The organism is Nonomuraea sp. NPDC049419 (assembly GCF_040676995.1).
Classification (GTDB): Bacteria; Actinomycetota; Actinomycetes; order Streptosporangiales; family Streptosporangiaceae; genus Nonomuraea; species Nonomuraea salmonea.
Genome location: NZ_JBFAQB010000001.1, coordinates 468,536 through 490,736 on the forward strand (window position 1 = coordinate 468,536; position 22,201 = coordinate 490,736).

A 22,201-nucleotide genomic window follows, 5' to 3' on the forward strand; every position below is an offset into this window, starting at 1 on the left:
GCGCGGTGTGACGGTGATCGAGCTGGCCATGCTCATGCCGGTCATCCTCGCCACCGCGCTGCTCATCGTGCAGGTCGCCCTCTGGTTCCACGCCCGCCAGGTGGCGGAGGCGGCGGCCAGGGAGGGCGCCCGCGTGGCCAGGTCCGCGCCGTTCGACTCGGGGGCCTGGGAGGGCGCCGCCACCGGCAAGGCCACCGAGATCGTCCGTACGATCGGGCCCAGCCTGCTGCGCGAGGCCACCGCCACGACGTCCGAGAAGGAGCCGGACGAGCGGTTCGTCACCGTGACCGGCAGCGCCGTCCAGGTGATCCCGCTGCTGCCCGAGCTGGCCTTCACGATCACCGCCACCTCCGGTGGGCCCGTGGAGTGCTTCCGTCCCGACAACGGCGGCGAGGACTGCCAATGACCACCCACCCGGACGGTGAGCGCGGGTCCATGGCGGTGGAGACCGTCATGCTGGCCCCGGTCTTCCTGCTGTTCCTCATGTTCCTGGCCGGTGCGGGGGTGCTGGTCGAGGCGCAGGGCCGGGTCAACGGGGCGGCGCGCGACGCCGCCAGGGCCGCGTCCGTGCAGCGCACGCGAGACGACGCCGAGGCCGCCGCCGAGGCCATCCTCACCAGCGTGCTCGACGACCGCTGCCGGTCGTCGGCCGTCTCGCTCGACGGCTCCGAGTACGAGCAGGGCGGGCACGTCCAGGCCGAGGTGACCTGCGAGCTCGACCTCGCCTTCCTCGGCTTCGGCGGCACCAAGCAGCTCACGGGGACGGCCGTGGTGCCGTTGGAGCAGTTCAGGAGGATCGAGTGAGACGGGGCGAGCGCGGCTCGATGTCGGTGTTCACCGTGCTGTTCTCCGTGGTCGTGTTCCTGCTGGCCGGGCTGCTGGTGGACGGCGGCTCGGCGATCAACGCCCGGCTGCGCGCCGCCGACGTGGCCGAGCAGGCCGCCAGGGCCGCCGCCGACCAGCTCGACGTCGACCACCTCCGCGAGACCGGCGAGACCCGGCTGCTCGGCGAGGACGAGGTGTGCGCCAGGGCCGACGAGATCGTCGCGGCCCAGGGCGGCGACGACGTCAGCCCGAGGGAGTGCACGGTCGGGCAGGGCGGGGCCCAGGTGACGGTCACCGTGTCGGTGCGGTGGGAGGCGTTCTTCCTCGGCGCGATCGGCTTCTCCGGCGCCGAGATGACCGGCGAGGCCACCGCCGCACCCGAAGCGAGATAGACCGAATCCCGCCGGTCGATGGCAGCGGGACTTTTCACGGCACGACCCTGGACCAGGAAAGGAGAGGCGATGCCGACGCGACAGCCCGCGCGTCCTCACGGACGGCATGTCCCCGCGCGTGCCTCGGGCAGGCGCAGCGCCGGTGACGTGCTGGCCGGCCTCGCCGCGCTGGTCGTGCTGGCCGGGCTCGTGGGCGGCGTGCCGTACGCGCTGCTCACCTTCGTCGGGCCGCCCATCAGGCCCGAGCTGCTCGACCTGGAGGTGCTGACCGGCAACGTCGGCCCGAGCACGATCATCGCGGTGCTCGTGCTGCTGGTGTGGCTGGCCTGGTTCCAGCTCTTCGTGTGCGTGCTCGTCGAGGTCTACGCCGGCGTCCGCAGGGTCGGCATGCCCGCCAGGGTCCCGCTGTCCGGCGGCACCCAGTTCCTCGCCAACAAGCTCGTCTCGGCCGCGTTGCTGCTGTTCACGGCGGGGGCGATGGTCGCGCCGCTGGTCAAGCTGGCGCCCACGCCCGCCGCGCCGCCGGTGACGGCCGTCGCGTACTCCGCGCCGCTCGTCGAGCAGACGCTGGAGACCCCCAAGACCAAGAAGGTGTACGTGGTGCAGCCCCCGCACGGCCGCCACCACGAGAGCCTGTGGGAGATCGCGGAGAAGTGCCTGGGCGACGGCCGCCGCTACCACGAGATCTACCGGCTCAACCAGGCCAAGGAGCAACCCGACGGCACCCGGCTGAAGATGGCCGACCTGATCAGGCCCGGCTGGGTGCTCGACATGCCGGACGACGCGCGTAACGTCCACATCGTCCCCGCCGACCAGCCGCGCGAGAAGACGCTGCGCGAGCATCCCGGCCGCGCGCAGGTGGAGCGGGAGCTGCCGAAGAAGGCTCCCGGCAAGCACAGCAAGCCGGATGCCGCCCAGGAGCAGCGCCGCGATCAGCGCCCCGACCAGCGCCCCGAGCAGCGCCAGGAGCGGCAGGAGCGCCAGGAGCAGCAGCCGGTCATCCAGGAGAGCCGGGACGGCGACCTCGTCGACTACCTCGCCGCCGCCTCCCTGGCCGCCGCGGGCCTGCTGTTCGTGCTGGCCGGCAAGCGCCGCGAGCAGCTCTGGCGGCGGGTGTTCGGCCGCAGGATCGCCCGGCCGCACGACGACGCCGCGCAGGCCGAGGTCGCGCTCAGGCTCGGCAGCGACGCGCCGGGCGCCCGCGTGCTCGACGTCGGCCTGCGCATGCTGGGCGCCGAGCTGGCCGCGCGCCGCCGCACCCCGCCCACCGTGTACGGAGCCCACCTGTCGCCACGCACGCTCGACCTGTGGATCCACCCGCCGGACCCCGACCCGCCCGCGCCCTGGATCGCCGTGGACGGCGGCCAGGTCTGGCGCCTGCCCGCGCACGAGGGCCGCCTGCTGCCCGACCCGCCCGACAGGGGGCACGCGGGCGCCCCTTACCCGGGGCTCGTGTCCATCGGCACCGACGACGGCGGGCGCGTGCTCATCGACCTTGAGGCCGCGCAGGGCCTGATCAACGTGCGCGGCGCGCAGACCACCGCCGCGCTCGCCGCGCTCGCCGTCGAGCTGGCCACCAACCGCTGGTCCGACCGCATGCGCATCACGCTCGTCGGCTTCGGCGCCGAGCTGACCGCGATCGCGCCCGGCCGCATCAGGGCGGTCGGCGGCCTGGCCGAGGTGCTGCCCGAGCTCGAAGCCGGCGCCGCGCCGCGTACGGAGGTGCTGACCGGCCGCATCACCGGCAGCCCGCGCCGCGCCCACTACCTGCTGTCCGCCGTCGCCCCCACCCACGAGGAGGCGCGCAGGCTGGCGCTGCTGGCCCGCCGCGACACCGCCGGCTACGTGGTGGCGGGCGAGGTGCCGCACGCCACCTGGACGCTGGAGATCGGCGACGACGGCCGGGCCAGGATCGCCGAGCTCGGCTTCGAGGTGGACGCCCAGCTCCTTCCCCGCCGCCACTACCGCGCCCTGGTCGACCTGTTCCGCACCGCCGACCGGCTCGACGGCGAGCCCATGCGCGAACCCGAGCCGCTCGACGGCCTCCAGCAGCCCGCCGTCGAGGTCAGGATCCTCGGCCCCGTCGAGATCACCGGCCTGCCCCCGCTGGAGGAGGGCCGCATGGGGCTGGCCGCCGAACTGCTGGTCTACCTCGCCACGCACGTCGGCGGCGTGCATCCGGTCGTGCTCGGAGGCGTGCTGTGGCCGCGCGGCGTCCAGGACATCGTCAGAGACGCCACCATCGCCAGGGTCGCCGAGTGGCTCGGCCCCCGGCACCTGCACACCGACGCGGCGGGGCGGCTCAGCCTGGGGCCCGGCGTGCGTACCGACTGGGCGGTCTTCCGCGAGCTGGTACGCCGCGCGAAGGGCGACCCCACGGCCGGGGCCGTCCTGCTGGAGAAGGCGCTCGGCCTGGTCAGAGGCCCGCTGCTGGCCGGTCGCCGGCCCGGCGGCTACGCCTGGCTGGCCGCCGACGACCTGGAGTACGACGTGACGGCCGCCGTCGCCGACGCCGCCCACCAGCTCTGCGAGATCCGGCTCGCCCACGGGCAGCCGGACGCCGCGGTGGCCGCCGTACGCGCCGCGCTGCTGCTCGCGCCCGACGACGAGGGCCTCTGGCGTGACCTGCTCAGGGCCACGCACGCGACCGAGGACACCGTACGCCTGCGGGCCGTCGTCGAGGGGCTGACCAGGCGGGCCGCCTCGCACCCGTACGGGGGCGGCATGGCCCCCGAAACCGAGGCGCTGATCGAAGAACTGCTGCCCACGTGGCGCATACATGTGGTGAGGGAGTCATCGGCATGAGACGTACGGCGATGGTGATCGCCTTATTGCTTGCGGCCGGGTGCGGTACGGCGGATCCCCCGTACCGCCCCCAGGAGGCCGCGCAGCCCGCTCCGGCGCGGAGCGCCGCGAGCGCCGAACCGGAGACCGATCCGCCGGAGTCCGCACCCGCGCCGTCACCGGCGGCCGTCCCGACCGGTACGCAGACGGTCGAGGTCGGGGAGGCCATGTGGGTGCGCGTCGAGTGGCCGGCGCGCCCCGACCCGCTGGTCAAGACCATGGTCGACTACTACCTCGGCGTCCGCAGAGCCATCGCGGAAGGCGCGTCGGGCTACGGGCACAACCTGGAGTACGAGGCCGAGGTGTCCATCTCCGACTGGATCCGCGCCTTCACCGACGAGGGCGAGACGATCCGCGGCACGGCACGCCTCTACAACCTGCGCGTCGCCGCCGTGTACGGCAAGGGCGCCCAGATCAACGCCTGCATCGACGAGAGAGACGTCAAGGTGGTCTCGGCCGACACCGGGAAACCCATCCCGAACCAGCCCCGCTGGATGCGCAGCCCGTACCCGCAGAGCGTGCTCGCGCACCGGGGTGACGACGGGGTGTGGCGCATCAGGAGCCGCGCGAGAGTCGAGGAACGGTGCACCCGATGAGAACCCTGATCTCCGTACTGCTGGCGAGCAGCCTCATGGCCGCCTACCAGGCGCCCCCCGGCGAGGGGGAACCGCCCGATGTGAACGTCCGGGGCGGTGGTGAGGGGCGCACCCGCCACCTCGACCTCTCCACGGACACCATCAAGATCAGCGGCTCCAAGGGCGGCGAGGGTGACGGCTACCGCATCAAGCGGCCCTGCTGGTACGAGCCGGCCGGGAACGCCGAGGAGATGTTCAAGAAGATCTCCGACCCCCGGGGCAACAGGACGCAGGCGGACACCGATCGCTTCCGCGAGTTCATCCAGCCGTTCAAGGACAAGCTGGGCCAGGAGGGGCTGTGGTGGGTGCCCGCCTACAACAAGGCCGACCCCAACGGCGCGGCCTGCTGGGCCGGCCTTGAGCTGTTCGTGTTCGCCCCGCCGAACACCACCCCGCCGTCGGGCATCACCCTTGAGCAGCTGGCCGAGGTCGCGCGGGCCGCGCTGACCGTCCCCAAGCCCACGATCAAGCTCAACCCCGACGCCAAGAGCTACGTCAACCTGCCCACCTGGGTGTGGCTCGACGGTGTCGGCGAGCCGACCCGCACGGTCACCGCGTCCATCCCCGGCGTCATGAGCGTCACCCTGGTCGCCACCCTCAAGGAAATCAAGATCGACCCCGGCACCTCGCAGGATCGCGCCGAGGTGACGGAATCGGGCTGCGGGGCCGCGGGCAGGCCGTTCACCAAGAGCGGCACGTTCTCCTGCGGCGTCCGCTACCTGCACTCGTCGATCGACCAGCCGGGCGAGAAGTACACGCTGACGGTCTCCACGGTGTGGCCGGTCGAGGTGGCCGACAACGCGGTGCCGGTGCAGTTCGCCCCGGTAGAGGTCAGCGCCACCCGAGACGTCCCGGTGGGCGAGATCCAAAGCAACGTCACCCCACCGGCGAACTGACCCTCTATAGGCGCGACCCGGCCGCTCCCCGAAGGGGCTCAGCGGCCGGGCCCCGCACGACGCGTGGCACCGAGTAACGCCGGGATCTGACGACCGACGCCGCAGGACTGAGACCTACGCCGCGCCCTCCTCAACCTCCTCGAAGAGCTCGTCGACACTGTCGGCCTTGAGTGCTTTGCCGATCCAGTTCTCGAGCGTTTCGTGGTCGGTGCAGGAGCGGATGCGTTCCTCGGCCTCGGGTGAGACGGAGAGGCCTCGCTCGTTGAGCACCCTGATAAGGGCGTTAGCCATGCCCCTTGCTTCGGCCAGAGCCGCGCCCAATTCAATGTATCGGCGGACGTATGGGACTTCCATAAGTTGTTCGAAGGTTACCGGCACGCGAAATTCTTTCAGTAGGGGGTGTCGCATGTTGGCAGCCCGGTTTCTGGCATCGTCTGTCGGCTGTGCCCGGCTGATGCCGCAGATGTGGCTTACCAACATGCCGTGGCTGGACCTCCGGGCCGGAGCCCACCGTGATGGTGCGGCGCGGCCCGGAGGGTTGAGGTCAGTCGAAGAGCTCGTCCACGTTGTGGATCTTGAGTGCTTTGCTGATCCAGTTCTCGACCATTTCGTGGTCGGTGCAGGAGCGGATGCGTTCCTCATCTTCGGGAGAGATGGAAATGCCCCGCTCGTGGAGTATCTTGATGACGGCCTTGGCCCCGCCCCTTGCCTCGCCCCTTGCCTCGCCCCTTGCCTCGCCCCTTGCTTCGCCCTTAACTTCGCCCAATTCCATCCATCGGCGGACGTATGGGACTTCCTCAAGCTGTTCGACGGTTACCGGCATTCTGGCCTCCTCCAATGGTTGAGTGAAGTTGAAGTCGCGCAGCACGACGGCTACCAGGTCAGCATAATCGGGCCGGCCTTTCGGTCGCTCGACTGCGGCCTGCATGAAAGTCTCTACGACCTGCTTACCCTCTGGAGTGCCGGATTTCCCATGCACGATGACCGAGAGCGCAGTGAGTTCCGGGTTGTCGATCGCCTCATGGAGATCGGTGATCTTAGGGACTTTCGAGGGATCGACGACGATGGGTTTGAGGATCCAGCCCGGGTGGCCCATGTCTATGGGAGTGGCGCAGTACTTGGCGGTTGCCTCGTTCTCGCAGTAGACGATGAGCTTGACCGGACATTTCCGAGATGCCCGTAGTGTCGATATATATACGGGCCAGGACCATGTTTTGCCCTTGTCGGGCTGTCGTTGCACCTCCACGACGACCGCTTGTACCGGTTCGTTCCTCTTCTTGAAGACGACGACCGCGTCGGCCCGGTATTCCGTGGGCCGACGGTCGTTGAAGTCGCCTGAGCCCAGCTCGGCCGCATCGAATGCAGGTACGGGAAGTCCTGACCCGATCAGCAGGTCCCCGACCATGGCGGGGTTGTTGGTCACTAATTCGAGGAGGTACTCATGTTCGATTGTCACCATGCAGAGAACATTACCGAAAGCTACTCGCCCTTTACGCAGGGTTGATGATACCTCCACGTTCGTGGGCGAGCAGCCATTCTTTTACCGGTACGCCGTAGTAATAGCCGCCATATCCACCACCACTGGGCAAAACCCGGTGGCAGGGGACGAAGGGGGCGATGAGGTTTTGGGCGCAGGCTGAGCCGGCGGCTCTCGCGGCTGTCTTCGGGAGGCCGGCCCGCTCGGCCAGCTCCGCGTACGAGACCGTCGTTCCCGCCTTGACCTCGCGGAGCGCCGCGTGCAGGCGGCGGCGGGTGGGGGAGCCGGGTTGCGAGACCGGTACGGCGTCCAGCGCGTCCAGGTCACCCGCGAGGTATGCCTGAGCCGCCTCGGCGGCGGCGCCCAGGTCGTCCACGATCTCCAGGCCCTCCGCCTGCAGGGCGGGCGTGAGCCGGGCGAACATCTCCTTCGGCTCGGCGGTGAAACCGGCCGCGACCAGCACGCCCTCGCGGGCGAGCAGCGCCAGCGGGCCGACCGGCGACGGTACGAGCTGAGCAGCGATCATGATGAACTCCAGAGGTGCAGGGCGGCGTACGCCCGCCACGGGCGCCACCGCTCGATGTGGTCGTTCGGAATGCCCAGGGCGGCCATGCGCTTGACCAGCACCAGGTCGCCCGTGGGCCAGGCGTCGGGGTCGCGCAGGGCGCGCAGGGCGATGTAGCCGGCCGTCCACGGCCCGATGCCGCGGACCTCCAGCAGCGCCGCCACCGCCTCGGCGGGGTCCTGCCCGCCGTCCAGGTCGAGCTGCCCGTCGGCGAGGCGGGCGGCCAGGTCTTTGAGTGTGTCGATGCGGCGGTTGGTCATGCCGAGGCCGCTCAGGTCGGTGTCGAGGAGCTGGGCGGGCGTGGGGAAGAGGCCGCCGGGCGCGGCGGCCCTGGCCACGATCCGGCCGAGCAGCGTACGCGCCCCCGCCACCGAGATCTGCTGGCCCACGACCGCCCGTACGGCCAGCTCGAACCCGTCGAACGTGCCCGGCACCCGCAACCCGGGCCGGGCCGCGACGAGCGGGCCGAGTGAGGTGCGGCCGAGGACGTCCGAGATGGCCTCGGGGTCGGCGTCGAGGTCGAGCAGGCGGCGGCAGCGGGCGACGATCCTCGCGAGCTGCCTGGTGTCCTCGACGGCCACGTCCAGCGCGATGTGGTCGGGGCGCGGAGTGAGGGTGATCGTCCCGCCCTGGACTGATCTGCGGTACGACGTCCGGTCCGCCACCTCCAGGCCAGGTATGGCGCGAGAGGCGAGGAACGAGAAGACGCCGTCCACTTCGTACGGCTCCCGCCGGTGCAACCGCAGCCGAAGCGTCACCGCCCCCGCAGCCGTGCTGTCCACGGGTCTCGCCGCCTCCTCGTCCACGGCCGGAACGGACGCGTGGGCGAGGAGGGCGGGGCGGGGGCCGGCGGTGGCGCGCAGCTCGCTGGGCGTGAACCCGTACGTCTCGCGCATCGTCGCGTTGAACTGCCGCACGCTGCCGAACCCGGCCGCGAACGCCACCTCCGTCACCGGCAGCGCCGTCTCCGTCAGGAGCTGCTTGGCGAGCAGGAGCCGCTTGGTCCGTGCGACCGCCAGCGGCCCGACGCCCAGCTCGGCGACGAAGAGCCGGTGCAGGTGGCGTTCCGTGATGTGCAGCCGCCTGGCCAGCCCCGCCACGCCCTGCTCGTCGGCGGCGCCGTCGTCGATGAGCCGCAGGGCCCGGCCGACGAGATCGCCGCGCAGGTCCCAGCCGGGATCGCCGGGCGACAGCTCGGGCCGGCAGCGCTTGCACGGCCGGAACCCGGCCGCCTCGGCCGAGGCCGCGTGCCGGTAGAAGCGGACGTTCCGCGACGCCGGCGTACGGGCGGGACAGATCGGACGGCAGTAGATGCGCGTGGTCGTCACCGCCGTGTAGAAACGGCCGTCGAACCGGGGGTCCCTGGCGGAGACGGCCCGGTAGCAGGAGTCGAAGTCGAGCTCTTGTAGGGCCATGTCTCCGACGGTATGCGCTCCCCAGGGGTGGCGACTGGCGGAAATCGGACCATGCCGTGACACCCCAGGTGACGGCCTCAGGGCTCCTCACGCGCGACGGCCGGAGTCAGGGCCTTCGGGCGGGAGGGCCCGCACGGGCCGCCCGAGGTGCGGGCCTTTCCGACAGAAGGCCCCCTGCTACTTGGACGAGACGCCCACCCCCAGGTCGAACTCGCGGTACACCCGCGCCCAGAACCCGTCACGCAGCCACACCCGCGCCTCCGGGTAGGGCCGCAGCGAGTGGCCGAGCTCCTTCTCCGCCTCGATCAGCAGCTCGGTGTCGATCACGGTCGGCAGGATCGGTCCGGGGAGCAGGTCGCGGATGTTGTCGCGGCCCCGGGTCAGGATCCATTTCTGGGCGACGTGCTCGCCCACGTCCTCCACGCGCGGCCGGCTGGGCCCCAGCTTGGCGACCTGGCCGGGTTTGGCGTGCGGTTTGACGGGGGCGCGCCCGGCGAAGACCTGCGCGGGCGAGGGCGCGGCGGCGGGTGGGGTGACGGGGACGGGCTGGGGAGCACGGCTGAAAAAGGGCCTCAGGAAATCTGCACTGATCACTTCGACGGTGTCGGACTCCCACACCAGGCGTTCCGCCTGGTTGGTGCCGTAAGGCGGTTCGACGCCCCACAGGTGGATGCGCACGCCGTACGCCTGCGCCGCCTCGACCGCCGGGACCATGTCCTCATCGCCCGCGAGCAGGATCGTGTCGGTGACCGCGTGATGCCTGGCCAGTGCCTCCAGATCGCTCCGGATCTGCGCGTCGACGCCTTTCTGCTGGCCACGGGCGTTCAGGTTGCCGAGGCGCACCTTGACCCACGGAAGCTGGGCGATCACACGCTGGTCGACGGTCGGCACGCGATCACGGGCGGCGTCATACCAATAGATCCGCAGAAGTTCGCCAGAAATACGTGCTTCTGCATGTTTCTGTAGACTCTGGATGAGCTCATCGGCGGCCACCCGATATTCCTTGCGCTCCTTCGCGGCGAGCAGCACTTCACCTGCCGCCGCGTACAGATAACCGACATCCACTAGGACGGCGTACTTGGCTGCCACAGGATGCGGCATGAGGTCTGGGATGGCCATGTCGTCCTCCAGGCCGCGGTGTTAGTTGATCGGCTGACTATATACGCCTACTTTCTCTAGATAGTCCCAACTCCCGGGGAACTTGACACCCGATTCGCAGGATCTATCTAGGGTAGTGCGCTCATCCGCCATGCCGACTTCCCTGGGACGACAGGCTTACGCATAGCTCTGGCGGGGTTTCGCCAGGTTTGGCGACGCGGAACTGGAGTGCCCTCCGTTTCGGCCGCCGGACGGCGCCGCACCGCCAGTGCGGTGACCAACGCGGCGATCTCCTCGGGCGTGGCGTCGCCCCGGACAATACGCAGATGTGGCGTCACAGCGGGATGTTCCCATGCTTCTTGGGCGGGAGCGTGGCCCGCTTGTTCCGCAGCGCGCGCAGCGCCCTGACGACTTGCGGCCGGGTGTCGGCCGGCCGGATCACCGCGTCCACATAGCCCCGTTCGGCCGCGATGTACGGATTGGCCAGCGTGTCCTCGTACTCGGTGACGAGCTCGGCCCGGCGCGCGTCGGGGTCGTCGGAGGCGGCCAGCTCGCGCCGGTAGAGGATGTTGACCGCGCCCTGTGCCCCCATGACCGCGATCTGCGCGGTGGGCCAGGCCAGGTTGACGTCCGCGCCGAGGTGCTTGGACCCCATGACGTCGTACGCGCCGCCGTACGCCTTGCGGGTGATCACGGTGATGAGCGGGACGGTGGCCTCGGCGTAGGCGTAGAGGAGCTTGGCGCCGTGGCGGATGATTCCGTTCCATTCCTGATCAGTGCCGGGCAGGAAACCCGGTACGTCAACAAAAGTCAAGATAGGAATATTGAAGGCATCACATGTTCGAATAAATCGGGCGGCCTTCTCCGATGCCTTGATATCCAGGCATCCGGCGAAATGCATGGGCTGGTTGGCCACCACGCCCACCGGCTGCCCGTCCACCCGGCCGTACCCGACCACGATGTTCGGCGCGAACTGCGCGTGGACCTCCAGGAACTCGCCGTCGTCCAGCACGTGCTCGATCACCCGGTGCATGTCGTACGGCTGGTTCGCCGAGTCGGGGATCAGCGCGTCCAGCTCCGGATCGGGGTCGAGATCGTCGGCCGCCTCGTACGCGGGCGCCTCGTCGAGGTTGTTGGACGGCAGGTACGACAGCAGCGCCTTGACGTAGTCGAGCGCGTCCTGCTCGTCGGTGGCCTGGTAGTGGGCCACGCCCGACTTCGTGTTGTGCGCGTGCGCCCCGCCCAGCTCCTCGAACGTCACCTCCTCACCGGTCACCGTCTTGATCACGTCGGGACCCGTGATGAACATGTGCGAGGTCTGGTCCACCATCACCACGAAGTCGGTGACCGCGGGGGAGTAGACGTGGCCGCCGGCCGCGGCGCCCATGATGAGCGAGATCTGCGGGATCACGCCGGAGGCGTGCACGTTGCGCTTGAAGATCTCGGCGTACAGGCCGAGCGCGACCACGCCCTCCTGGATGCGGGCGCCGCCGCCCTCGTTGATGCCGATGATCGGGCAGCCGGTCTTGAGCGCCAGGTCGAGCACCTTGACGATCTTCTCGCCGTACACCTCGCCGAGCGAGCCGCCGAAAACCGTCACGTCCTGCGAGAACACGCACACCTGCCGGCCGTCGATCGTGCCGTGCCCGGTGATCACGCCGTCGCCGTACGGCCGCCGCTTCTCCAGCCCGAACATGGTCGAGCGGTGCCTGGCGAACGTGTCGAACTCCACGAACGAACCCTCGTCGAGCAGCGCCAGCACCCGCTCTCTGGCCGTCATCTTGCCTTTGGCGTGCTGTTTCTCCACCGCCGCCGCGGACCCCGCGTGCACGGCCTCATCAAGCCGAAGCTCCAGGTCGGCGATCTTCCCGGCGGTGGTGTGGATGTCCGGCTCTTCCGGCATCGGCTCGGCAGTGGTCATGCGCGCAAGGCTAGCCCCTCCTCCTAGAGTGGTTCCATGACGGACGCCGTACGCACGCACGCCCTGTTCAAGCGCTACGGGCAGCAGATCGCCGTCGCCGGCGTCGATCTGGTGGTCCCCGCGGGCAGCTTCGCGGGGCTCGTCGGGCCCAATGGAGCCGGCAAGACGACCACGCTCAGCATGATCACCGGCCTGCTGCGCCCCGACGGCGGCGTCGCCGAGATCGCCGGCCACTCCGTCTGGCACGACCCGGTCGCGGTCAAGGCCCGCATCGGCGTGCTGCCGGAGGGGTTGCGGCTGTTCGAGCGGCTGTCGGGTCGCGAGCTGCTGATCTACAACGGCCGCCTGCGCGGCATCCCCAGGGCCGACGTCGAGGAGCGCGCGAACGAGCTGCTCGCCGTGATGGACCTCACCGCCAGCGCCGACAAGCTGGTCGTCGACTACTCCACCGGCATGCGCAAGAAGATCGGCCTGGCCGCCGCGCTGCTGCACAACCCGTCGGTGCTCTTCCTCGACGAGCCGTTCGAGGGCGTCGACCCGGTCAGCGCCAACACGCTCACCGAGGTGCTGCGCCGCTACACCGCCTCAGGCTCCACCGTCATCTTCTCCAGCCACGTGATGGACCTGGTCGAGCGGCTGTGCGACTGGGTGTCGGTGATGAGCGCGGGCCAGATCGTGGCGCAGGGCCCGTTAACGGACGTACGCGGTGCGCGCAGCCTCAACGAGGCGTTCCTCGACCTGGTCGGCGGCGCGCCGGGCGGCGGCGAAGCGGGCCTCACCTGGCTCGGCTCCCAGTCCGGCCAAGCCCCAGGCCGAGCATCCGGCCAAGCCCCCAAGCAGGGGCCCGCGTCATGAGCACGGTCGCGCTCTTCGCGCAGCTCAAGCTGCGCCTGCTGGCCGGCAACCTGCGCGGCGACCTGCAACGCAAGATCGGCTTCCTGTTCACCCTCGTCGTAGCGGCCGGCCTGGCCGTGCTCGGCTTCTTCCTCATGAGCCTGCTGCGGCTGGCACCGCCCGACGTCGCCGCCTCGCTCGTCACCCTCGCCTTCGCCGCCCTGCTGCTGGGCTGGATGATCGTGCCGCTGCTGGCGTTCGGCCTGGACGACACGCTCGACCCGGCCAAGCTGGCGCTGCTGCCGCTCGGCACGCGCAGGCTGGCGATCGGCATGTTCACCGCGTCCGTCACCGGCGTCTGGCCGGTCGCGCTGCTCGTCATCACGCTCGGCGCGCTCGTCGGTCTGGCTTCCGGGCCGGGCGGCTGGCTGATCGGGCTGCTCGCGGTGCTGGTGCAGTTCGCGCTCTGCGTGGTGGCGTCCCGGCTGATCACCACGGCGCTGTCCAGCGCGCTGCGCACCCGGCGCGGACGTGACGTGCTGGCCGTGGCCGCGCTGCTCGTCGTCCTGCTCGCGCAGCTGCCCAACCTGCTCGTCAACCGCGGCTTCGGCGACCCCGCCGCGCTGCTGCACGGCCTGGCCGGCGTGCTGCGCTGGACGCCGCCCGGCATGCTGGCCCACGCGATCACCGACGGCGGGCTGCTCGCGCTCGGCGAGGTGGCGCTGGTCGCGCTGGTCGCCGTGGCGCTGGCGGTGCTGTGGATCAAGGCGCTCAGCCGGGCCCTGGTCACGTCCGACGTCTCCACGCAGGCGGCCTCCGTCCGCAGGGAGAGCGGCCTGGCCGACCGGTTCCTGCCCGACGGCCCGCTGGCCGCCGTGGTGACCAAGGAGCTGAAGTACATCAGGCGCGAGCCGCGCTACCGCATCGGCTGGTTCAGCGCCATCGTGGTCACCGTCATCCTGGCGTTCTCGCTGACCAGCCAGGGCGGTGGCGGCTTCGGCACACCGATCGGGCTGACCGCGCTCGGCGCCGGGATGATCGCCCTGCAGTCCGTCAACGCGTTCGGCATCGACGGCCGCTCCATCTGGATGAACGCCGTCGCGTTCGGCACCGAGCGCGGCCTGGCCGCCGACCTCGCGGGCCGCCACCTCGCCAACGCGCTCATCGCCGTGCCGCTGCTGACCGTGATCGCCGCAGGCTCCTCCCTGTACGTCGGCCACCCCGAGGCCATCCTGCCCGCTGCGCTCGCCGGGTGGGGCGTGCTCGGCGTCGGGCTCGGCGTGGGCTCGGTGAGCAGCGTCGTGCTGCCGTACACGGTGCCCGACCGGATGAACGCCTTCACCGGCGCCGCCCCGGGCCAGGGCGGGCAGGCGTTCGCGTCGGCGGCGGGCGCCATGGTCGCCATCGCGGTGCTCGTGCTGCCGTTCGTGGTGCCACTCGCGTTCGGGCTCACCTGGATCACCGTGCTCGCGCCCTTCTACGGGCTGCTGCTGGAGACGCTCGGGCGGCGGCTGGCCGCCAGGGTCGGCTTCCGCCGTACGCCGGAACTGCTCGCGGCGGTCTCGAAACCCACCTGACCAGTGGTCTAGTCCAATACCGGAGACCGGTCTGCGGCCGCGAAATCCGACTCGCTACCCTTCGAAACATGATTGACCAGGGGCTCGAGCGTCGCAGTGCCGCCGTAACCGAGATGCCGGACGAGCTACGCCATGATGTGCGCATGCTTGGCAAACTGCTCGGCCAGGTGCTCGCCGAGCAGGGCGGCGAAGACCTGCTGGCCGATGTCGAACGCTTGCGCAAAGCCGTCATCTCGGCGCGCAAGGGTGAGATCTCGGCCGACGTGATCACCGAGATGGTCGCCGGGTGGGAGATCGAGCGGGCCGTGGCCGTGGCCCGCGCGTTCACCTGCTACTTCCACCTGGCCAACCTGGCCGAGGAGCACTACCGCATCCGTACGCTGCGGGAGCGCGACGCCGAGGGCCGGGTTCAGCGCGAATCGCTCGCGCAGGCCGTACAGGAGCTGGGGCACGAACGGGTCGGCGAGCTGCTGGAGGGCCTTGAGCTGCATCCCGTGCTCACCGCCCACCCCACGGAGGCCCGCAGGCGGGCCGTCGTCACCGCGATCCAGCGCATCAGCGGCCAGCTCACCGAGTACAACGCGCCAGGGCGCGGCGCCTCCGAGCGCGCCGAGAACAAGCGGCGCATGCTGGAGGAGATCGACCTGCTGTGGCGTACGGCCCAGCTCCGCTCCACCAAGCTCGACCCGCTCGACGAGGTGCGCACCGCCATGGCCGCCTTCGACGAGACGCTGTTCCGTACGGTGCCGCAGGTCTACCGCTCGCTCGACGCGGCGCTCGACGAGCGCACCGGCACCCGCCCGCCGCAGGCCAGGCCCTTCATCAGGTACGGCAGCTGGATCGGCGGCGACCGCGACGGCAATCCCAACGTCACCGCCAAGGTCACCCGCGAGACCGTGCAGATCCACTCCGAGCATGTGCTGACGGCGCTGGAGACCGCCTGCAGCCGCATCGCCCGCACGCTGACCGCCTCCGCCCAGTTCGCGCCGCCCTCGCCCGAGCTGCGGACGCGCCTCGCGGCGACCGTGGACGCCCACCCCGACGTGGTGTCGGAGCTGGCGACCCGCTCGCCGCGCGAGCCGCACCGGCAGTGGCTGCTGTTCGTGGCCGCCCGCATCGCCGCCACCCACCGCCGCGACCTCGATCTCGCCTACCGCTCGCCCGACGAGCTGCTCGCCGACCTGCGGCTGGCCCAGGAGTCGCTGGCCGCCTCCGCGCCGCGCCAGGCGTACGGGGAGCTGCAGCACCTCATCTGGCAGGTGGAGACGTTCGGCTTCCACCTGGCCGAGCTGGAGGTGCGCCAGCACTCCCAGGTGCACGCGGCGGCCCTGGAGGAGCTGCGCGCTGGCGCGGAGCCGTCGGAGCGCACCGAGGAGGTGCTCGCCACGATCCGGGTGATCGGCTGGATCCAGGAGCGCTTCGGCGTCAAGGCGTGCTCCCGCTACGTGGTCTCCTTCACCCGCACGGCCGACGACATCGCCGCCGTCCACGAGCTGGCCCGGCACGCGCTCGGCGACCGCGCGCCGGTGCTCGACGTGGTGCCGCTGTTCGAGTCGGGCGAGGACCTCGCCAACTCGGCCCGCGTGCTGACCGGCATGCTGGACATCCCGCAGGTGCGCCGGCGGCTCGCCGACACCGGCCGGCGCATGGAGATCATGCTCGGCTACTCCGACTCGGCCAAGGAGCTCGGCCCCGCCGCCGCCACGCTGCGGCTGTACGAGGCGCAGGAGGCGCTGACCGCCTGGGCCGCCGAGCACGACGTCAAGCTGCGCATGTTCCACGGCAGGGGCGGCGCGCTCGGGCGCGGCGGCGGCCCGGCCAACCGCGCGGTGCTGGCCCAGGCGCCCGGCTCGGTCGCGGGCCGGTTCAAGGTCACCGAGCAGGGCGAGGTCATCTTCGCCCGCTACGGCCACATCGCCATCGCCCGCCGGCACCTGGAGCAGGTGGCCAACGCGGTGCTCATGGCCTCCTCGCCCACCGTGAGCGAGCGCACGGCCGCCGCCGCCGAGCGCTTTCGCGGGCTGGCCGAGCAGGTGGCGACCGCCTCCGAGCAGGCGTATCGGGCGCTGACCGAGGCGCCCGGCTTCCCCGAGTGGTTCGGGCTGGTCAGCCCGCTGGAGGAGATCGGCACGCTGCGGCTCGGCTCCCGCCCGGCGCGGCGCGGGCTCGGCGCGCCCCGCTCGCTGGACGACCTGCGGGCCATTCCGTGGGTGTTCGCCTGGGCGCAGACCAGGGTCAACCTGCCCGGCTGGTACGGCCTCGGCACCGGCCTCGCCTCCGTCGGCTCCGTCGACGAGCTGCGGGCGGCGTACCAGGAATGGCCGCTGTTCAACGCGCTGCTGGACAACGCCGAGATGTCGCTGGCCAAGACCGACCGCTCGATCGCCAAGCGCTACCTCGCGCTGGGCGGGCGGGAGGACTTCAGCAGGCAGGTCCTGGAGGAGTACGACCGCACCCGCGAGCTGGTGCTGCGCGTCACCGGGCACACCCGGCTGCTGGAGAACCGCAAGGTCCTCAGCAGGGCCGTGCAGCTGCGCGACCCGTACGTGGACGCGCTGTCGCACCTCCAGCTCCGCGCCCTGCGCGCGCTGCGCACCGGCAACCCGTCGGAGCAGGAGCGCGACCGGCTGTCCACGCTGCTGCTGCTGTCGGTCAACGGGGTCGCGGCCGGCCTGCAGAACACCGGCTGATCGTCAGGTGAGCCCGTGCCGGGAACGGCACGGGCTCACGCCACAACGCGCTGGGGCCTCCGCGCGCTCACGCCTGGACGCGTTCGGCGCCCGCGTACACGTTGCAGCGCTCGCCGCGCAGGAAGCCCACCAGCGTCAGGCCGAACTCCCTGGCCAGCTCCACCGCCAGCGACGACGGCGCCGACACCGCGCACACCACGGGCACGCCTGCCGCCAGCGCCTTCTGCATGATCTCGTAGCTGGCCCGGCCGCTCACCATGAGCACGTGCTCGGCCAGCGGCAGCCGCCCGGTCAGCGCCGCCCAGCCGGTCAGCTTGTCCACGGCGTTGTGCCGGCCGACGTCCTCGCGCACCGCCACCGGCGTCCCGTCGGCCGCGAACAGGCCCGCCGCGTGCAGGCCGCCCGTCTTGCCGAACACGCCCTGGGCCCGCCGCAGCGCGTCGGGCAGCGCGTACAGCAGGTCGGGGGAGAGCTCCAGCCGGCCGCGCGGCACCGGGCGGCAGCGGTCGCGCAGCGCGTCGAGGCTGGCCGAGCCGCACACGCCGCACGCGCTCGAGGTGAGGAAGTGCCGGTCGAGCGCGGGCAGCTCGGGGATGGGGCCGTTCAGGCGCACCGTCACGGTGTTGTAGCGCGCCTCGGGCGGCAGGTCCTCGTCAGTGCAGTACGCGATCGCCGCGATGTCACCGGGCCCCGCCAGCCCCTCGCCGTGCAGGAACCCGGCCGCCAGCTCGAAGTCGTGGCCCGGCGTGCGCATGGTGATGGCGACCGTCCTGCGGGCGCCGTCGGGCGCGGTGAGCCGGATCTCCAGCGGCTCCTCCGTCGCCAGGTCGTCACGCCGGTCGCGCCCCGACGCGCCGGACAGCTCCCTGACGCGGACGCGGGTGATCGGCCCCGGCCGCGCCCGCGCGACCTCACCGGTAGGCATGCTCATCCCTCCGTCCTCCCCCCTGCGAAGATAGGGGGATGCCCGACTCACGCTACTCCGACCTGGAGCGCCCGCCCCTGTCCGAGGCGGCGCTCAACCGCGCCCTGGTCCGCCCCGGCTCGCTGTGGACCGCGCTCACCGTCGTCGACAGCACCGGCTCCACCAACGCCGACCTGGCCGCGGCGGCCCGCGACGGCGCGCCGGAGGGCACGGTGCTGGTCGCCGAGTCGCAGCAGGCGGGCCGCGGCAGGCTGGGCCGCGCCTGGTCGGCGCCGCCGCGCTCGGGGCTGACGTTCTCGATCCTGCTCAGGCCCACGGTGCCGGTGGCGGCACAGGGCTGGCTGTCCCTCCTGTACGGCGTCGCCGCCGCCTCCGCCGTCCGCCGCCTGGCCGAGGTCGACGTCCGGCTGAAGTGGCCCAACGACCTGCTGATCGGCGAGCGCAAGCTGGCCGGGGTGCTGGCCGAGCGGGCCGACGACGCCGTGATCATCGGCATGGGCCTGAACGTCTCGCTCCGCGAGGACGAGCTGCCCGTCGAGACCGCCACGTCCTTGGCCGTCGAGAAGGCGGCCTGCGCCGACCGCGACCCGCTGCTGCGGGCCGTGCTGCGCGAGGTCGAGAGCCACTACCGCGAATGGACGCAGGCCGGCGGCGACGCCGAGGCGGCCGGGCTGCGCTCGGCCTACCTGGCCTCCAACGCCACCGTCGGCCGCAGGGTCAGGGTCGAGCTGCCCGGCGACCGCACGCTCACCGGCCTCGCGACCGGCGTCGACCTGGCCGGTCACCTGCTGGTGGAGGCGGGCGGCGAGCGCCACACGCTGAGCGCCGGCGACGTCGTGCACGTCAGACCGGCGGGGTGATCAGCCCGGTTCGTCCGGTGGCATGGCAGGCCGGTGGCGTTGGTGGCACGATACGGGCCATGACCATTCCCGACCACCATCTGACGCAGGGTGAGCGGCGCGTCCGGTCCTTCCACCCCCACTGGAAGCGGCTCGTCGTCCCCTTCATCGCGCTGGTCCTCATCGCCGCCGCGTCCGGCGCCGCGATCTACTTCATCCCGGGCGACTTCGAGTACGCCTTCTACGCCAGGATCGCGGTGGCCGTCATCGGGCTCATCCTGCTGACGATCTGGTCGTTCGTCCCGTACCTGCAGTGGAAGAACACCGGCTACGTGCTCACCACCCACCGCTTCACGATCAGCACGGGCGTGCTCAACAAGTCGACCGACGAGATCCCGATCGCCAAGGTCAACACGGTGAGCTCCGACCAGACCTTCCCCGAGCGGCTGCTCGGCTGCGGCACGCTGACGGTCGAGTCGGCGGGCGAGCGGGGCGAGATCGTGCTGCGCGACATCCCGAAGATCCAGGACGTCCGCACCGACCTGTTCCGCCTCGTGGAGGATGCCTCCGACGGCGAGATCGACGGCCGCTGACCGCGAGCCGCCGGTCCGTGTGAGAAGTGGTCCCGGCGTGGTCCAGCCCTATGTCTTGCGGAGATCATCCTCCTGACACAAGATGGCTGGCATGCCGTACGAAGTGCAGGGCGTCGTCGCCCGGGGCAAGGGCCAGGAAGTTTCGCTCGAGACGGTGCTCGTGCCGGACCCAGGTCCGGGCGAGGCGGTGGTGAATGTGCAGGCCTGCGGCGTGTGCCACACCGACCTGCACTATCGGGAAGGCGGGATCAGCGACGACTACCCGTTCCTGCTCGGCCATGAGGCGGCGGGCGTCGTCGAGGCGGTCGGCCCCGGCGTCACCGAGGTCGAGCCGGGCGACTTCGTCATCCTCAACTGGCGGGCGGTGTGCGGCCAGTGCCGGGCCTGCCTGCGCGGCCGTCCGTGGTACTGCTTCAACACCCACAACGCCACCCAGAAGATGACGCTCAAGGACGGCACGGAGCTTTCTCCGGCGCTCGGCATCGGGGCGTTCCTGGAGAAGACGCTCGTCGCGGCCGGCCAGTGCACGAAGGTCTCCGCCGAGGCGCCCGCGCAGGTCGCGGGCCTGCTGGGGTGCGGCGTGATGGCCGGGCTCGGCGCGGCGATCAACACCGGCGGCGTCACCCGCGGCGACAGCGTGGCCGTCATCGGCTGCGGCGGCGTCGGCGACGCGGCCATCCTCGGCGCCTCGCTGGCCGGCGCGAGCCGGATCATCGCCGTCGACGTGGACGACCGCAAGCTGGAGTGGGCCCGCCAGTTCGGCGCCACCCACACGGTCAACTCCCGCGCGAACGACCCGGTCGCGGCCATCCGCGAGCTGACCGGGGGCAACGGCGCCGACGTGGTGGTCGAGGCGGTGGGCAGGCCCGAGACGTACGAGCAGGCGTTCTACGCCCGCGACCTGGCCGGCACGGTCGTGCTGGTCGGCGTGCCGACCCCCGAGATGCGCATCGACCTGCCGCTGCTCGACGTGTTCGGCCGCGGCGGCGCGCTGAAGTCCTCCTGGTACGGCGACTGCCTGCCCTCGCGCGACTTCCCGATGCTCATCGACCTGTTCTTGCAGAACCGCCTGCCGCTCGACAAGTTCGTCTCCGAGACGATCGCGATCGACCAGGTGGAGGAGGCGTTCGCGAAGATGCACAGGGGCGAGGTGCTGCGTTCGGTGGTGGTCTTCTGATGATCGACCGGGTCATCACGTCGGGCACGTTCTCGCTGGACGGCGGCACGTGGGACGTCGACAACAACGTCTGGCTGGTCGGTGACGCCCGCGAGGTCGTGGTCATCGACGCCGCCCACGATGCGGCGGCGATCGCCGAGCGGGTGGGCGGACGCGCGGTGCGGGCCATCGTCTGCACCCACGCGCACAACGACCACATCAACGCCGCCCGCGACCTGGCCGAGCGCACGGGCGCGCCGATCCGGCTGCACCCGGCCGACCAGGTGCTGTGGGAGCAGGTCTACGGGCCCGAGGTGGCGTACGAGCCGCTGGGCGACGGCGACAAGCTGACCGTGGGCGGCATCGCGCTGCAGGTGTTGCACACGCCGGGGCACGCGCCAGGCGCGGTCTGCCTGTACGCGCCCGACCTGGGAGCCTTGTTCAGCGGCGACACGCTGTTCAAGGGCGGCCTGGGGGCGACCGGCCGGTCCTACAGCTCGTTCGAGACCATCGTCGACTCGATCAAGGAGCGGCTGCTGACGCTGCCGCCAGAGACCGTGGTGCACACCGGCCACGGTGACTCCACCTCGATCGGCGCGGAGGCCCCGCATCTGGAGGAGTGGATCGCCCGCGGTCACTGATCGGCGGCAGGCCCTCCACCTGCGGGGATAGACGACTGTGACCGACCCAACGTAGGCATGCCTAACCTCAGTGGGCTATCTTAGGTGTGCCTTACCTAAGGCTGTCCCCCGGTTGTCCCTGCGTGAAAGGCCTGCCCCCGCATGTACGTGTGCATCTGTCGTGCCGTGACCGAGAACGAGGTGCACGACTGCATCGCAGAAGGGGCGACCAGCGCCAAGCAGATTCGCGACACCACTGGTGCCGGTGGTGACTGTGCCCGTTGTGTACGGAAGATCTGTGCGATCCTGAAAAGGTCTCAAGAACTGACGACCGCATGACCGGATAGCGATGAGGGGCCCGTTATGCAGGGCGACAAGCAGATCATCGAGTTGCTCAACGAACAGCTGACCGCGGAGCTGACCGCGATCAACCAATACTTCCTGCACGCCAAGATGCAGGAGAACTGGGGTTACACCAAGCTCGCCAAACACACCCGCGACGAGTCCTTCGAGGAGATGCGCCACGCCGAGCGCCTCACCGACCGCATCCTCTTCCTCGAGGGCCTGCCCAACTACCAGCGCCTCGGCACGCTGCACATCGGCCAGACCGTCCCCGAGCAGCTCCAGGCCGACCTGGAGGTGGAGCTGGCGGTGGTGCAGCGCCTGCGGCCGGCGATCCAGCTGATGCGCGAGAAGGGCGACATCACCTCGGCCAACATCTTCGAGGACATCCTCAAGGACGAGGAAGAGCACATCGACTACCTGGAGACCGAACTGGAGCTCATCCAGAGCCTGGGCGAGCAGCTCTACCTGGCCAGGTACACCGAGCCGCGCTCGTACGACGACTGATCCGCCCGGTCCCTCGGGGCGCGCCGCATCCCCTCAGCCGCGCGCCCCGG

The 22,201-nt window shown here is 71.0% G+C and carries 23 protein-coding genes; 15 read left to right on the forward strand and 8 right to left on the reverse strand.

Annotation, left to right across the window (positions count from 1 at the left end; translation table 11 throughout):
* Positions 1 to 7: 7 nt before the first annotated feature.
* The 6 genes from AB0K12_RS02315 to AB0K12_RS02340 all read left to right on the forward strand — a co-directional run bounded on the left by AB0K12_RS02315 (position 8) and on the right by AB0K12_RS02340 (position 5,592).
* Complete coding sequence (locus AB0K12_RS02315; protein ID WP_364365078.1) at positions 8 to 406, forward strand: TadE/TadG family type IV pilus assembly protein; 399 nt, start codon at positions 8 to 10, stop codon at positions 404 to 406.
* The gene (locus tag AB0K12_RS02320; protein ID WP_345396345.1) at positions 403 to 804 is read left to right on the forward strand and encodes a TadE family protein; all 402 of its coding nucleotides are present in this window, start codon (positions 403 to 405) and stop codon (positions 802 to 804) included. Before AB0K12_RS02315 ends, AB0K12_RS02320 begins: the two co-directional genes overlap by 4 nt.
* Positions 801 to 1,217, forward strand: coding sequence for a pilus assembly protein TadG-related protein (locus AB0K12_RS02325; protein ID WP_364555057.1), 417 nt, complete (start codon positions 801 to 803; stop codon positions 1,215 to 1,217). The genes AB0K12_RS02320 and AB0K12_RS02325 overlap by 4 nt, the downstream gene beginning before the upstream one ends.
* Before the next feature lie 69 nt (positions 1,218 to 1,286).
* Entirely contained in the window at positions 1,287 to 4,022 is a 2,736-nt protein-coding gene (locus tag AB0K12_RS02330; protein ID WP_364555058.1) for a BTAD domain-containing putative transcriptional regulator, read from the forward strand.
* Complete coding sequence (locus AB0K12_RS02335) at positions 4,019 to 4,657, forward strand: hypothetical protein (protein WP_364555059.1); 639 nt, start codon at positions 4,019 to 4,021, stop codon at positions 4,655 to 4,657. Before AB0K12_RS02330 ends, AB0K12_RS02335 begins: the two co-directional genes overlap by 4 nt.
* Positions 4,654 to 5,592 carry a hypothetical protein gene (locus AB0K12_RS02340; RefSeq protein ID WP_364555060.1) on the forward strand — a complete coding sequence of 313 codons (939 nt, stop codon included), beginning with the start codon at positions 4,654 to 4,656 and terminating at the stop codon, positions 5,590 to 5,592. Before AB0K12_RS02335 ends, AB0K12_RS02340 begins: the two co-directional genes overlap by 4 nt.
* 114 nt (positions 5,593 to 5,706) lie before the next feature.
* Here the strand turns inward: AB0K12_RS02340 and AB0K12_RS02345 are convergent, their stop codons facing one another.
* From AB0K12_RS02345 to AB0K12_RS02375, 7 genes are all read right to left on the reverse strand, one after another.
* Positions 5,707 to 5,970 (reverse strand): hypothetical protein, encoded by a 264-nt coding sequence (locus AB0K12_RS02345; protein WP_364555061.1) that lies wholly within the window; start codon positions 5,968 to 5,970, stop codon positions 5,707 to 5,709.
* Positions 5,971 to 6,136: 166 nt separating this feature from the next.
* Positions 6,137 to 7,051: a hypothetical protein gene (locus AB0K12_RS02350; protein WP_364555062.1), complete on the reverse strand. Its 915-nt coding sequence runs from the start codon at positions 7,049 to 7,051 to the stop codon at positions 6,137 to 6,139.
* 31 nt (positions 7,052 to 7,082) lie between these two features.
* Positions 7,083 to 7,595: a methylated-DNA--[protein]-cysteine S-methyltransferase gene (locus AB0K12_RS02355; RefSeq protein WP_364555063.1), complete on the reverse strand. Its 513-nt coding sequence runs from the start codon at positions 7,593 to 7,595 to the stop codon at positions 7,083 to 7,085.
* Positions 7,592 to 9,049, reverse strand: a complete 1,458-nt coding sequence (locus AB0K12_RS02360) for a DNA-3-methyladenine glycosylase 2 family protein (protein WP_364555064.1) — start codon at positions 9,047 to 9,049, stop codon at positions 7,592 to 7,594. The genes AB0K12_RS02355 and AB0K12_RS02360 overlap by 4 nt, the downstream gene beginning before the upstream one ends.
* A 177-nt stretch (positions 9,050 to 9,226) precedes the next feature.
* Positions 9,227 to 10,168: an NYN domain-containing protein gene (locus AB0K12_RS02365; protein ID WP_364365102.1), complete on the reverse strand. Its 942-nt coding sequence runs from the start codon at positions 10,166 to 10,168 to the stop codon at positions 9,227 to 9,229.
* 107 nt (positions 10,169 to 10,275) lie between these two features.
* On the reverse strand, positions 10,276 to 10,485 hold the full coding sequence (locus tag AB0K12_RS02370) for an acyl-CoA carboxylase subunit epsilon (protein ID WP_364555065.1): 210 nt from the start codon (positions 10,483 to 10,485) through the stop codon (positions 10,276 to 10,278).
* Positions 10,482 to 12,068: an acyl-CoA carboxylase subunit beta gene (locus AB0K12_RS02375; RefSeq protein ID WP_364555066.1), complete on the reverse strand. Its 1,587-nt coding sequence runs from the start codon at positions 12,066 to 12,068 to the stop codon at positions 10,482 to 10,484. The genes AB0K12_RS02370 and AB0K12_RS02375 overlap by 4 nt, the downstream gene beginning before the upstream one ends.
* Before the next feature lie 36 nt (positions 12,069 to 12,104).
* Between AB0K12_RS02375 and AB0K12_RS02380 the strand changes: the two genes are divergently transcribed.
* The 3 genes from AB0K12_RS02380 to AB0K12_RS02390 all read left to right on the forward strand — a co-directional run bounded on the left by AB0K12_RS02380 (position 12,105) and on the right by AB0K12_RS02390 (position 17,169).
* Entirely contained in the window at positions 12,105 to 12,923 is an 819-nt protein-coding gene (locus tag AB0K12_RS02380; RefSeq protein WP_364555067.1) for an ABC transporter ATP-binding protein, read from the forward strand.
* On the forward strand, positions 12,920 to 14,479 hold the full coding sequence (locus AB0K12_RS02385) for a hypothetical protein (RefSeq protein ID WP_364555068.1): 1,560 nt from the start codon (positions 12,920 to 12,922) through the stop codon (positions 14,477 to 14,479). Before AB0K12_RS02380 ends, AB0K12_RS02385 begins: the two co-directional genes overlap by 4 nt.
* Positions 14,480 to 14,547: 68 nt before the next feature.
* On the forward strand, positions 14,548 to 17,169 hold the full coding sequence (locus AB0K12_RS02390; RefSeq protein WP_364555069.1) for a phosphoenolpyruvate carboxylase: 2,622 nt from the start codon (positions 14,548 to 14,550) through the stop codon (positions 17,167 to 17,169).
* Positions 17,170 to 17,236: 67 nt separating this feature from the next.
* Here AB0K12_RS02390 and fdhD read toward each other — a convergent pair whose 3' ends face one another.
* On the reverse strand, positions 17,237 to 18,100 hold the full coding sequence (fdhD, locus tag AB0K12_RS02395) for a formate dehydrogenase accessory sulfurtransferase FdhD (RefSeq protein WP_364555070.1): 864 nt from the start codon (positions 18,098 to 18,100) through the stop codon (positions 17,237 to 17,239).
* Between the two features lie 32 nt (positions 18,101 to 18,132).
* Between fdhD and AB0K12_RS02400 the strand changes: the two genes are divergently transcribed.
* From AB0K12_RS02400 to bfr, 6 genes are all read left to right on the forward strand, one after another.
* Complete coding sequence (locus AB0K12_RS02400; protein ID WP_364555071.1) at positions 18,133 to 18,954, forward strand: biotin--[acetyl-CoA-carboxylase] ligase; 822 nt, start codon at positions 18,133 to 18,135, stop codon at positions 18,952 to 18,954.
* Positions 18,955 to 19,013: 59 nt separating this feature from the next.
* Positions 19,014 to 19,526, forward strand: a complete 513-nt coding sequence (locus tag AB0K12_RS02405; protein WP_364555072.1) for a PH domain-containing protein — start codon at positions 19,014 to 19,016, stop codon at positions 19,524 to 19,526.
* Positions 19,527 to 19,617: 91 nt separating this feature from the next.
* Positions 19,618 to 20,703 carry an S-(hydroxymethyl)mycothiol dehydrogenase gene (locus tag AB0K12_RS02410; RefSeq protein ID WP_364555073.1) on the forward strand — a complete coding sequence of 362 codons (1,086 nt, stop codon included), beginning with the start codon at positions 19,618 to 19,620 and terminating at the stop codon, positions 20,701 to 20,703.
* Entirely contained in the window at positions 20,703 to 21,323 is a 621-nt protein-coding gene (locus AB0K12_RS02415) for an MBL fold metallo-hydrolase (protein WP_364555074.1), read from the forward strand. Before AB0K12_RS02410 ends, AB0K12_RS02415 begins: the two co-directional genes overlap by 1 nt.
* A gap of 141 nt (positions 21,324 to 21,464) precedes the next feature.
* On the forward strand, positions 21,465 to 21,641 hold the full coding sequence (locus AB0K12_RS02420; RefSeq protein WP_345396402.1) for a (2Fe-2S)-binding protein: 177 nt from the start codon (positions 21,465 to 21,467) through the stop codon (positions 21,639 to 21,641).
* Between the two features lie 24 nt (positions 21,642 to 21,665).
* Entirely contained in the window at positions 21,666 to 22,151 is a 486-nt protein-coding gene (gene bfr / locus AB0K12_RS02425; RefSeq protein ID WP_345396405.1) for a bacterioferritin, read from the forward strand.
* Positions 22,152 to 22,201 lie beyond the last annotated feature (50 nt).